Below are 11333 nucleotides of genomic sequence, written 5' to 3' on the forward strand. Positions count from 1 at the left end.
GTCAGCCGCGCGGCGGCAGTTCGCCGGAGCCGCGCGGGATCAGGACCGTGGGCAGCACGACGCGGCGCGGCGCGTCGGAGAGCCCGGCCATCCGGTCGAACAGCAGCGTCGCCGCCATCCGGCCGAGACCGGCGGGATCCTGGGCGACGACGGTGAGCCCGGGCGAGATCAGGTCGGCGAGTTCGAGGTCGTCGAAGCCGACCAGCGCGGGCCGGTCCACCCGCCCGGACAGTTCGCGCAGCACGGCGGTGGTCAGCCGGTTGTTTCCGCAGAACAGCGCGGTGGCGGCGTCCGGCCGGGACAGCAGCCGGTCCAGGGCCGCGCGCACGGCGACCGGCTCGGCCTTGCCCATCACCACGAGGCCCTCGTCCAGCGGGAGCCCGGCCGCCGCCAGCGCGCTGCGGTAGCCGGTCAGCCGCTCGCGTGCGGTGAAGATCGCCGGATCGTCGCCGAGGTAGGCGATCCGGCGGTGCCCGCCGTCGATCAGGTGGCGCACGCCGTCGCGCACGCCGCCCACGTTGTCCGCGAGCACCACGTCCGCCGCGAGGTTGATCGGCGGACGGTCCACGAAGACGACCGGGATCCCGGCCTTGATCTCGTGCGCCAGGTACGAGTGGTCGGTCGCCGCCGGGACCATCACCAGGCCGTCCACGCGCCGCTCGAACAGGGCCGTGGCCAGCTCCTGCTCGCGGTCCGGGTCGTCGTCGCAGGAGCCGGTCAGCAGCAGGCAGTCGTTGTCCCGCACCACCTGCTCCACCGCGCGGGTGAGCACCGAGTAGAAGGGGTCGGCAACGTCCTCCAGGATCAACCCGATGCCCGCCGCGCGGCCGGTGCGCAACTGCCGCGCCGAGTCGTTGCGGCGGAAGCCCAGGTCGGCGATCGCCTGGGAAACCCGCTCGGCGGTGGCCGGCAGCACGCCGGGCTCGCCGTTGACCACCCGGGAGACCGTTTTGAGGCTCACGCCCGCCCGGGCCGCGACGTCGTTCATCGTGGCGCGACCCGAGCGCATGGTCTGGGTGGTCGAACGGCTCACTCCTGGCCCTCCAAAAAGGGGTTCACGCGGGGCGCTGCCCGCTGTTGCGAGTCACCATAAGTCATGCGCGTTCGAGAGGCATGAGAGAACGCGCGGACGGATTGTTCAGGGCAACGTCCAACTCTGCGCGCCCGTGCTGTTGCAGGTGTAGATCTGCAACTGCGTTCCGGACGTGGTCGTCGAATTGGGATCGTCCAGGCACTTTCCCGACTGCGGATTCACCAGGGAGTTGTTCGCTCCCACCTGCCATTGTTGCGCACCGGTGTTGTTGCAGGTCCACCACTGGACCACGGTGCCGTTGCTCGTGCCGCTGTTGCTCACGTCCATGCACCCGCCCTCGGCCTGGATCGTGCCGTTGGACGCGACCGTCCACTGCTGCGCCGCGGACCCGCCGCAGGTGTAGATCTGCACGTGCGTGCCGTTGGTCGTGCCGCCGCCGTTGTCGTCGAGGCACAGACCGCTGAGTACCCCGGACGAGGCGCCCGAATACACGGCGCCGACCGCCGGGGACTGGGCCGAGGTGAACCCGATCGCGAATACGTGCAGGCCACCCGCGGCGACGTTCGACGGCATGGTGACGCTCGCTACCGTCTTCCCGGCTGAAAGGTTCATCGGCTTGGTCGCGAACAGGTACGTCGAGACGCTGTTGGAGGACGCTCCGGCCTGGTTGCGGTAGCTCATCGTCGCGACGGTCGTGTCATCGGCCAGCGCGGAGGCGCCGCCGCCGTTCAGGGTCCAGTCGCTGAGCGAGATCGGCACGCTCTGGGTGCTGCCGTCGGTGTAGGTGACGACGGCTGTGCCCGAAGACGGTCCGTTGGTCGCCGATCCGAGGAACGAGATCGCGCCGGATCCGGCGGCGGCGACGGTCTGGCCGTTCGCCTGGTAGTTGTCCGGCTGACCCGAGGCCACGTTCGGCCAGGTGAAGGAGACGCCGTTGGCCGTCACCGTCGAACCCGGCGCGATTCCGTCGCCGCTGAGCGCGGAGGCCGAGTAGCTGTAGCCGACTCCGTCGAAGTCAGCGCTCGATGATGCAGAGTCGGCGGAGATGCCGGTGTCCGTGTACGAGGGATTTCCCGCGTACGAGGGCGGTGCGGCATTCGTGGCGCTGGCCCAACTCGTGCTCGCCGACGTGCCCAGCGTGAACGTGAGCGTGCCGCCGCCGCTGATGGCGCCGCTCGGCGCGTACGCGTCGTTCCATGCGGAGCCGTTCCAGGTCGCGGACTGCACGTACGGTGCGTTGTCCGCGGCGCTGTTGCCGTTGATCGTCAGCGTGTTTCCGCTCGGCAGAGTGACGACCTCCTGTGTGAACATCGGCGAGCCGAGTGCGAGATCCGCGGTGCCGGGCGTCTCCGGGTACATGCCGAGCGCGGACCAGACGTACCACGCGCTCATCTCGCCGAGGTCGTCGTTACCCGCGAGCCCGCCGGGCGCGTCGGTCCAGATCTGATCCTGGATCTGGCGCACGACGCTCTGCGTCTTGTACGGCTCGCCGGTGTAGTCGTACTCCCACGGGATCTCCAGCGACGGCTCGTTGCCGAAGTCGGCGTATCCGTTGGCGCCGTTGAGCGAGGAGAGCACGGTGCCGAGGTACGTGTTGAGCGCCGAGTTTCCGCCCATCGCCGTGGCCAGGCCGTGGACGTTGAACGGGACCATCGGCGTGTATATCCAGGAGTCCGCCTCGACGAAGTTCGATTGCGAGGACGCACTGAATCCGGAGGTCCAGGTGCCCGAATAATCGCGGGGCTGAATGAATCCGCTGTTGTGGTCGTATTCGTTCTGCCAGTCCTGCGCACGGTTCGCCATCGCGGTCTGGTCGGAGGTGTCGCCGAGCGATCCGGCGAGCGCCGATATGGCGAAGTCCGCCGTGTCGTATTCGAGGGTGGTCGCCGCGGGGCCGTAGAAGTTGCAGCAGCCGTAGCTTCCGTTCGACGGCAGATAGCCGAGTTGTTCGAGATACGTCAGGCCGGGACGGTCGTTGTTGGCGTTAGTCGCCTCGGCGAGCATGTCCTTGAGCGCGGTCGACGTGTCGAAGCTGTGAGCGCCGAATGCGTAGTAGTCCGCGATGATCGAGTCCGCCGGGTCGCCGACCATGACATAGGTCTCGCCGTTGTCCTCGGACCACTTCGGGAACAGGCCGGTCTGCGCATAGTCGTCGACCATCGACTGCGCGGTGTCGGAGGCGGCCTGCGGATCTATCAGGCCTTCGAGTTGCGCCTGGGAGCGGTAGATGTCCCAGCCGGAGTAATTGCCGTATTCAGCGGAGTGGCCCGAATCGACGCTATGCACGGAGCCGTTGAAGCCGGGGTACTGGCCGTTGACGTCGCTGACGATGTTCGGGTGCAGCGACGCGTGGTAGAGCGAGGTGTAGAAGACGGTCTGCTGCGCGGAGGTGCCGCCGGCTATCCCGATCCGGCCGAGCACGTTGTTCCACGCGGTGTTCGCGGCGGTCTTGGTCGACGCGAAGTCCCAGTTCGGGTTCTCCGTCGTACGGTTCTGCGACGCGTTGGCGACCGAGACGAAGGAGACGCCGACCTTCGCGAGCACGGTCTGGTTCGAGGTCGTGTTGAAGGTGACGTAACCGTCGTTCGCGGAGGCGTTCGGGGTCACGGCGTTGGATGTGGCCTTCGGCTTCGGAAGGGTGCCGTGCAACTGATGCACGTTCTTCGCCTCGGCGGGCGCCTTGACCGCGGCCGTGACCGCTTGGGTGCCGTTGGTCGCGAACGGCGTGTTGAAGACCACGTCGAAGTAGACCGTGTAGCCGGCGCTCGCGCCGCAGAAGCCGCCGCTGGTGACCTGGCCGCTGACCTCGGTGCTGCTCACGATGTTGAACTGCGTGTTGGAGTCGGTGTTCGCACTGCCGTTGAGCTTGAAGATCAGGTTGGCCTGAGTCGTGGAAGGGAACGTGAACGAGGCCATGCCCGAGCGCGGCGTCACGGTCAGCTGCGTGGTGACGCCGTTCGACGTCTGCACGGAGTAGTAGCCGGGGGACGCGCTTTCGCCGCTGTGCGAGAAGGAATCGGTCGCGCCGGTGTTCACCGAGCCGACCGTCGGCAGGATCGGCACGTCGCCTTCGCCCGAGCAGCCGGGCCCGGACAGGTGGGTGAGGCTGAAGCCGGTGATGGAGGAGTCGTTGTACTCGTAGCCGCCGCCGTCCGGGCGGCTCGGGGTGTCCGGACTCCACTGGACCATGCCGAAGGGATCGTCGGCGCCGGGGAAGTCGTCGGCCGAGTTCGTGGTGCCGATGAAGGGGTTGACGAGCGACGCCGGGTTCGAGACGAGCGCGGCGCGGGTGGCGGCCGAGGCCGGGATCGCCGAAGCGGCGGCGAGGGCGAGCGTGGCCGTCGCGAACAGGGCGAGGGCACGCCGTTGTGCCGGTTGCTGTGCCATGGTGCGCGGTTCCTTCCTGGCCGGGCGCAGGGGTGGGCGTACCCGGCCGAGCGGGTGAATCAGGGAAGGTGCACTGGCGCTCAGTGAGGGCGACTGAGTGATGACAACGTTGTCACCGGCTCAGGGCACTGTCAAGCCGCTGGAGGAGAATCCCTGGATGATTTTTGACATGACATCAGAGGAGGAGTGGCATGATCAGACCGTGTCAACGACGCGCATGCTCCTGGTTCGCCATGGCGACTCGTACAGCAAGTCCGACGGCGTATACGCCGGGCCGCGCGCCTGCCGCGGCCTGACCGAACTCGGCCGGGAGCAGGTGGTGCGGCTGCGGGACCGGCTCACGGCGAGCGGTTTCAAGCCGGACGCCGTCTACAGCTCGACGATCCACCGCGCCGCGCAGACCGCCGGAATGCTCGCCGAGGCCTTCGCGCCGCTCGCCCCGGTGCACGACTGCGGACTGTGCGGTTACCACCTGGACGACTCGCTGGACGGCCTGAGCTGGGAGCGGATCCGCGCCGAGTTCCAGCACCGCGACGAGTCGGGGCGTCCGGACGGCGGCGTGTTCGTGCCCTTCGAGGAGGGCAACGAGTCGTGGGCCGAACTCGTCGCCCGGGTGGGCCGCGCGCTCACCGGACTGGCCGCGCGGCACGCCGGCGGCACCGTGCTCGCCGCGATGCACAAGGAATCCGTCGAGGCGTCGCTGATCGCGTTCGGCGCGCTGCCGCTGCACCGCAACTTCGATGTCGAGATCGGCCGCGCCTCGATCACCGAGTGGGTCACCGATGACGATCCGGCGACGCCCTGGGACCCGGAGCGCGGGCACCCGCTCCCGGTGCGCTGGCGGCTGGCCAGGCTCAACGACTGCGCGCATCTGGAGGACTAAGCGCGCCGCCAGCGGGAATCACCGCTCTGACCGGCCCGAACACACCAACTTGAGGCCGAATCGCGAAGGGCGCCCAGGATGGAACTGGCCGTTTCCTACCTCTTTCTGCGCCGCGCCATCGGACTCATCGGATCGCTGCTGCCGATCGTGCTGCCGCTTGGCTACTCGATCAGCACCGGGAAGTGGCAACTCCTCGAGTCCGTCAGCAGCTACTACTACACGGACATGCGCAACGTCTTCGTCGGCTCGCTGTGCTCCATCGGCGTCTTCCTGATCTGCTATCGCTACGAGCACTGGGACGACGTGATCACCACACTCGCCGGAGCCTTCGCGACAGCCGTCGCCTTCTTCCCGACGCTGCCGCCGAACGCGTCGAGCCTGGCTCGGGTCGTCGGCGTGCTGCACGACGTCTTCGCGGTCTGCTTCTTCGTCGCGATGGCCCTGATGAGCCTGCTGCTGTTCACGCGCTCGAATGTGCCGCCGACGCAACGAACGCCGGCGAAGAACACCCGGAATCTCGTCTACCGGATCTGCGGCTGGCTCATCCTGCTGTTCACGGTGCTGGCCGTGCTCACCGCGTTCTCCCCCAGGTCCTTCACCGACGCCGTCCATCCGCTGTTCTGGTGCGAGGCGATCGCCACGTTCGCGTTCGGATTCGCCTGGTGGGTCAAGGGCCAGACACTCTGGCGCGACATGTAGCGGGGGTCTCAGCGCTTACGCAGCTCGCGCCGTATCACGAGGCGAATCCCAGACCACGACGCGTCGATCGCGCAGATCTTGTTGTCCACCAGGCCGGTGGGCAGCGCGAGTTCTCGCGCGACGTCGTCGGTCACCTCGGTTTGGATGCCGGAGGCCCGCTTGGGCCAGCCGATCCAGAGCCCGCCGTCCTGTTCCAGCACGCCGCGCACGTCCCGGATGATCCGCTCGAGGCCGGCCCGTTCGGTGCCGAACCAGAGCACGACGTCGAATGCCTCCGCGGCGTCCAACACGTCGAAGAACTCCACGTCCCCCGGCAGCGGCCCGAGCGCGGCGGCGAACCCCTCCGGCGCGTTCAGCACCGCGACTCGCTGGCCTGACTTGATGCCCAGCTTCTTCACCAGCGGCGTGGGAGTCTCGACCATGCCGGTCAGCATACAAACACGTCACCGCGACATGGAGGTCTCATATCTTGAGACGTCGCCGGTGCCGCGGGGCTCCGCCGCGGATCCGACGCGCACCGGAGCTGATCAGCGAGGATTGCGGCTGGGGTGGGCCGGGCCTAATGTGAGGGCATGCAGACCACCACGAGCTGGATCGTCGCGTCGGATTCCGACACTTATTGGGGCAGATCGTGGGGGGTCGACGGGTTGACGTACGTGCGGGCCAACGCGTACCGGTATCCGAGTCCGGACAAGGCCGCGGCGTGCATCGCCGAACTCAAGGCGGCCGGAAACCCGGCCTCACTGCACGTCGAGGAACTGCCCGCGGGCCGCAAGTACAGGTGAGACCGGGTATCCTTGAGGGCACGCCGCACCGCGCGGTGCTGAAGATTCTCGCCGACGCGAGAAGATCGGCGGTCCCTCATGGGAACCTCCAAGCCGACCGACCAGACTACTTCTCTCGCCGCTCCGCCGGCCGCTGAAAGCCGGGAGCAACTCATCCTGCGTCGACGATCGGCGCAGCGGGCGTGGCGCACGGCACGGGAACGCGCCGAGCGCGCGGCGGTGCACCCGCGTACGACGCAGACTGAGCACGCCGAACCAATCACGGATCGCCACGGCCTCGAAGGAGCACGCGTGGCGGAGCGCCTGGCCCGAGCCTCCTACCGGCGCGTGGCCGAGGAGACCGGAAGGCTCCTGGACAGGCTTGCCCGCGGAACCGGTTAAGCATTGACGCCGCAGTGGGCCACGGACTCGAGTTCCGTGGCCCACTGCGGCGGTACTACACCGGACGCGGCCGCGGGCCGGTGGCGGCGACTCCGTTTGCGGTGAGGCAGGCCCCATGGTCACGTACGGATTCCTCAGCACGTTCCCGCCCACCCGCTGCGGGCTGGCCACCCACAGCCTCGCGCTCGCCCAGCATCTGCACGACCCGGAGCTCGGCGAACGCTGCGGCATCATCCATGTCGTGGACCGGGTCCGCCCCCGGCCGCGGGAGGACCCGACGGTCTTCCTGATCAACGGGCGCCCGTGGACCGCGGTCAAGGCGATCGACGCCCTCAACGCGTACGACGTGGCGATCGTGCAGCACGACTTCGACGTCTACGGCGGGCCGGACGGCGACGAGGTGCTCAACGTGATCGAGGCCGTGACCTCACCCGTGATCGCGATCCTGCACACCGTTCCCGCAGACGCGGCGCCGCATCGCCGTGAGGTCCTGGAGCGCATCATCGACGCCGTCGCGGCCGTGGTCGTGCTTTCGGCGACCGACGCCGCGATCCTGTACGACCAGTACCGTGTCGACGCTGACCGTGTGAGTGTGATCCCGCGCGGCGCCGCCGGCGTGACGCCCGCGCGCCCGGCCGGCCACCGCGGCGATCCCACGCCGCCGACCATTCTGACCTGGGGTCTGATCGGCCCGGGCAAGGGAATCGAGCACGCCGTGGCCGCGCTCGCCCACCTGCGTGACGTGGATCCCCTCCCGCACTACCTGGTCTGCGGGCAGCAGGACCCCCGCATCGGCGCCCGTCAGGCAGACGCCTACGCCGACCTGCTGCGGCACACCGCCAAACAGAGCGGCGTCACCGACCTCGTCACCTTCGACTCCGCGTATCGCACCGCGGGCGCTCTCGCCACGCTCGTACGACGCGCTGACGTAGTGCTGCTGCCCTACGACGCACGAGACCGGGCGACCTCCGCCGTGCTCACCGAGGCCGTCGCCGCCCGCCGCCCGGTGGTCGCCACCGCATTCCCGCACGCACGCGACCTGCTGGGCGACGGCGCCGGCCTGGTCGTCCCGCACCGCGACCCGGTAGCACTCGCCCGGGCGCTGCGCAGGGTACTGACGGAGCCCGACCTCGCGCACAGCATGCAGACCAGGAGCGCAGAGCTCGCCCCGCAACTCGCCTGGCCCGGCATCGCCGCGGCATTCCGCGGCGTGGCACGCAACGTCCTCGCCGCCGAGTCGGCGACCGCGCAGGCGTGAATCCACGCGGGCCTTACCCGGCAGAGTACTGTGGGTGGCACCGGTACTAACGCACGGCGGATTTCCAACCGCCAGTACACCGGTCGATCGGCAACCGGGCCCGAGCCGCCCGGATCGGCGGACTCCCCGACGACCTCGCAGCCGCAGCCCTCGCGGGCCCCGGACAGGTCGATTCTTCTGATCTCCGCTCTATTCCGTCATTTCCGGGCGGCCGTCGCCGTCCCGAAGGGAAAACTCATGGCCGAAGGCACCGTCAAATGGTTCAGCGTCGCTAGGAAATACGGATTCATCGTCCCCGACGAAGGCGGCAAGGACGTGTTCGTACACATGTCCGCCCTGGTCGCGGCCGAGATCACCTTCCTCGACGACGGCACGCGCGTCACCTTCGAGCTCGACGAGGGCGCCGACCGCCTCTCCGCGGTGAACCTGGCGGTCCTCACGCCGAGCGCGTGAACCCCGCGCGGATGGGGCCGGATCCTGGTGGATCCGGCCCCATCTGACGGCGAGCCGGTCTGTAAGCCGGGTTCTGTCCACGTCCCGGGGGACGTGTGGCGACCATCCATCTACGATGCGCGTCGCCGCGCACCTCCAGCGGTCTACCCGCAGACTCGGGCGGGCCGCCCTCGGACGTCTGCGCGGGCCGGACTCTCGTCCGGCCCTTCTCGACCTTGCTCCGGGTGGGGTTTACCGAGCCGCCCACGTCACCGTGGGCGCTGGTGCGCTCTTACCGCACCGTTTCACCCTTACCGCCGCGGGCTGTCGGGCCCGGGCGGCGGTCTGTTCTCTGTGGCACTGTCCCGCGGGTCACCCCGGGTTGGCGTTACCAACCACCCTGCCCTGTGGAGCCCGGACTTTCCTCGAACCCGCCGGTCACCCGGCGTGCTCGCGGTCGCCCGACCGACTCGCCGCGTCGCAAAGTGTAACGCCTGCGATCACCGAACGCGCATCAGGCCACGTGGCCGAGCGCGAGTCGGGCGAGCAGCGCGGCGCCGTCCGGCAGCACGCCGTCGTCGAAGGCGGCCTCGGGCGAGTGGTTCGACGGGGCCGTGTCCACGTCCCGGCCGTCGATCGCCGCGCCGAGGAAGACCATCGCGCCGGGCACCCGCTGCAGCACCCGGGAGAAGTCCTCGGCCCCGGCGAGCGGGTTGGGCAGCCGCTCGAAGCGCTCCTCGCCGAACAGTTCGCCGACCGTCCGCTGCACGGTGTCGACGGCCGCCGCGTCGTTGACCGTCACCGGGTACAGGCCCGCGAAGCTCGCGTCGACCTCCAGGCCGTGCGCGTGCGCGATGCCCTCGATCAGGCCGAGCAGCACCGGACGCACCTTCTCCTGAGTGGCCTGCGAGAAGGTGCGGACCGTCGCGTCGAAGTGCACGGTCTCCGGGATGATGTTCTCCTTCGTGCCGCCGTGGAAGGAGCCGACGGTCACCACGACCGGGTCGAAGATGTCGAACTTGCGCGTGACGGCGGTCTGAATCGCCGTCACCATCTCGCAGGCGGCGGGGATCGGGTCGTTCGCGCGGTACGGCATGGAACCGTGGCCGCCCCGGCCGCGCACGGTCACCCGCAGATCGGCGCAGGAGGCCATCAGCGGCCCAGCCTTGGCCGTGAACACGCCGCGCGGGACCTGGTTGCTGAACACGTGCAGCGCGTACGCGGCGTCCGGCTTGGCTCCGGAGGCGTCGAGCAGGCCCTCGGCGAGCATGTGGCCCGCGCCGTCTTCGCCCTCCTCGCCGGGCTGGAACATGAACACGACGTTCCCGGCCAGGCTCTCCCGGCGCGCCGTAAGCAGCCGGGCCGCGCCGACGAGCATGCTGGTGTGCAGGTCGTGGCCGCACGCGTGCATCACGCCCTCGAACCGGGAGACCTGCACATCGTGCACCGCGGTCTCGCGCAGCGGCAGCGCGTCCATGTCTCCGCGCAGCAGCACGGTCGGGCCCGGCCTGGCGCCGCGCAGCACTCCGGTGACGGAATTCAGCGCCTTGCCGAGTGTCAGCTCGAGGCCGAGCCCGTCGAGCGCGCCGAGCACCTTCTCCTGCGTGCGCGGAAGTTCGAGGCCGAGCTCCGGCTCGCGGTGGATCGCGCGGCGCAGTTCGGCCAGTTCGGGGGCGAGTTCCTGTGCGTCTGCGGTGACTGCCGCGGCATCGTTCGACATGCCCCGGAGCATAAGGGGCACCCGCGGGCTATGGCCAGTACAGGGCGACCGCTTCCCTGGCCTTTTCCAGCAGCTTGCGCGCGGCCAGTCCGGTGGCGAGCGCCGTGGCGCCGAAGAAGATCAGCCACAGGCCGAGGATCCAGGCGAGCACCACGAGGCTGGCGCCCGGGAAGAGCATGATCAGCACGCCGACGATCATGGCGAAGAACCCGCCGGTCATCCCGGGCGAGCGGCCCGGCGTGCTGCGCGCCCGCTGCCGTGCCCCGAAGGCGCTGAGTGCGCCGCTGACCAGCCAGAACAGGCCGACGACCAGGGCCAGGCTGGCGGCCGCGTTGAACGGCTGGGCCAGGCAGACCACGCCGAAGGCGACGGAGAGCACCGCGAGCACCAGCGCCACCACCCGGGCCACCGGGTCCACGCCCTTGAGCTGGACCGCGGCCACGAAGCGGTACCCGCCGGTGAGCAGCAGGTAGACGCCGAACAGGGCGGTCAGGGCCTTGACCGTGTGGCCCGGCCAGATCAGCACGAGCACGCCCAGCACCACGCCGGCCGCGCCGAACAGCACCGGCAGCAGCCACATCTTGCGCCAGCGGCCCGCGGGAATCAACGGATGACCACCCGGCCGACCGCCGCCTCCGCCTTCGCCGGCACCCTCGCCACCGCCATGGCCCGGCTCGACGACCTCTCCCTCCAGGGGATCGCTCATGCTGCTCGCTCGCCTTCAGCAATATTCCGACGCTTAGTCACGACAAAGC

At 69.4% G+C, this 11333-nt stretch carries 10 protein-coding genes and 1 other RNA gene; 5 read left to right on the forward strand and 6 right to left on the reverse strand.

Annotation, left to right across the window (positions count from 1 at the left end):
• Window position 1: 1 nt before the first annotated feature.
• Window positions 2–1009: a LacI family DNA-binding transcriptional regulator gene (locus tag VG296_RS22595; RefSeq protein ID WP_349259663.1), complete on the reverse strand. Its 1008-nt coding sequence runs from the start codon at window positions 1007–1009 to the stop codon at window positions 2–4.
• 129 nt (window positions 1010–1138) lie between these two features.
• Window positions 1139–4420 carry a lectin gene (locus tag VG296_RS22600; protein ID WP_325568794.1) on the reverse strand — a complete coding sequence of 1094 codons (3282 nt, stop codon included), beginning with the start codon at window positions 4418–4420 and terminating at the stop codon, window positions 1139–1141.
• A 169-nt stretch (window positions 4421–4589) separates the two neighbouring features.
• On the opposite strand from VG296_RS22600, the gene VG296_RS22605 reads away from it, so the two are divergent.
• The gene (locus VG296_RS22605; protein WP_325568796.1) at window positions 4590–5303 is read left to right on the forward strand and encodes a histidine phosphatase family protein; all 714 of its coding nucleotides are present in this window, start codon (window positions 4590–4592) and stop codon (window positions 5301–5303) included.
• Between the two features lie 78 nt (window positions 5304–5381).
• Entirely contained in the window at window positions 5382–6002 is a 621-nt protein-coding gene (locus tag VG296_RS22610; protein ID WP_325568798.1) for a DUF998 domain-containing protein, read from the forward strand.
• Between the two features lie 8 nt (window positions 6003–6010).
• Here the strand turns inward: VG296_RS22610 and VG296_RS22615 are convergent, their stop codons facing one another.
• The gene (locus VG296_RS22615) at window positions 6011–6424 is read right to left on the reverse strand and encodes a DUF3052 family protein (protein WP_325568800.1); all 414 of its coding nucleotides are present in this window, start codon (window positions 6422–6424) and stop codon (window positions 6011–6013) included.
• Between the two features lie 150 nt (window positions 6425–6574).
• Here VG296_RS22615 and VG296_RS22620 point away from each other — a divergent pair, with 150 nt between their 5' ends.
• The 3 genes from VG296_RS22620 (at window position 6575) to VG296_RS22630 (ending at window position 8879) form a co-directional block, all read left to right on the forward strand.
• Window positions 6575–6787, forward strand: coding sequence for a hypothetical protein (locus VG296_RS22620; RefSeq protein WP_325568802.1), 213 nt, complete (start codon window positions 6575–6577; stop codon window positions 6785–6787).
• A 496-nt stretch (window positions 6788–7283) separates the two neighbouring features.
• Entirely contained in the window at window positions 7284–8426 is a 1143-nt protein-coding gene (locus VG296_RS22625; RefSeq protein ID WP_325568804.1) for a glycosyltransferase, read from the forward strand.
• A gap of 237 nt (window positions 8427–8663) precedes the next feature.
• A complete protein-coding gene (locus VG296_RS22630; RefSeq protein WP_325568806.1) occupies window positions 8664–8879 on the forward strand; it encodes a cold shock domain-containing protein in 216 nt (71 codons plus the stop codon).
• Between the two features lie 46 nt (window positions 8880–8925).
• Here the strand turns inward: VG296_RS22630 and rnpB are convergent.
• The 3 genes from rnpB to VG296_RS22645 all read right to left on the reverse strand — a co-directional run bounded on the left by rnpB (window position 8926) and on the right by VG296_RS22645 (window position 11284).
• Window positions 8926–9331, reverse strand: an RNA gene (rnpB, locus tag VG296_RS22635) — RNase P RNA component class A.
• A gap of 41 nt (window positions 9332–9372) precedes the next feature.
• Complete coding sequence (locus tag VG296_RS22640) at window positions 9373–10578, reverse strand: M20 family metallopeptidase (RefSeq protein ID WP_325568808.1); 1206 nt, start codon at window positions 10576–10578, stop codon at window positions 9373–9375.
• A gap of 28 nt (window positions 10579–10606) precedes the next feature.
• A complete protein-coding gene (locus VG296_RS22645; protein ID WP_325568810.1) occupies window positions 10607–11284 on the reverse strand; it encodes an HdeD family acid-resistance protein in 678 nt (225 codons plus the stop codon).
• Window positions 11285–11333: the final 49 nt, after the last annotated feature.

Origin of the sequence: Actinospica sp., from assembly GCF_035552695.1 — a bacterium.
Taxonomy (GTDB): domain Bacteria; phylum Actinomycetota; class Actinomycetes; order Streptomycetales; family Catenulisporaceae; genus Actinospica.

Coding starts and splice junctions, on each gene's coding strand:
- VG296_RS22645 (WP_325568810.1), bottom strand. CDS start 11,284: ATGAGCGATCCCCTGGAGGGAGAGGTCGTCGAGCCGGGCCATGGCGGT.
- VG296_RS22600 (WP_325568794.1), bottom strand. CDS start 4,420: ATGGCACAGCAACCGGCACAACGGCGTGCCCTCGCCCTGTTCGCGACG.
- VG296_RS22595 (WP_349259663.1), bottom strand. CDS start 1,009: ATGCGCTCGGGTCGCGCCACGATGAACGACGTCGCGGCCCGGGCGGGC.
- VG296_RS22605 (WP_325568796.1), top strand. CDS start 4,590: ATGACATCAGAGGAGGAGTGGCATGATCAGACCGTGTCAACGACGCGC.
- VG296_RS22610 (WP_325568798.1), top strand. CDS start 5,382: ATGGAACTGGCCGTTTCCTACCTCTTTCTGCGCCGCGCCATCGGACTC.
- VG296_RS22620 (WP_325568802.1), top strand. CDS start 6,575: ATGCAGACCACCACGAGCTGGATCGTCGCGTCGGATTCCGACACTTAT.
- VG296_RS22630 (WP_325568806.1), top strand. CDS start 8,664: ATGGCCGAAGGCACCGTCAAATGGTTCAGCGTCGCTAGGAAATACGGA.
- VG296_RS22615 (WP_325568800.1), bottom strand. CDS start 6,424: ATGGTCGAGACTCCCACGCCGCTGGTGAAGAAGCTGGGCATCAAGTCA.
- VG296_RS22625 (WP_325568804.1), top strand. CDS start 7,284: ATGGTCACGTACGGATTCCTCAGCACGTTCCCGCCCACCCGCTGCGGG.
- VG296_RS22640 (WP_325568808.1), bottom strand. CDS start 10,578: ATGTCGAACGATGCCGCGGCAGTCACCGCAGACGCACAGGAACTCGCC.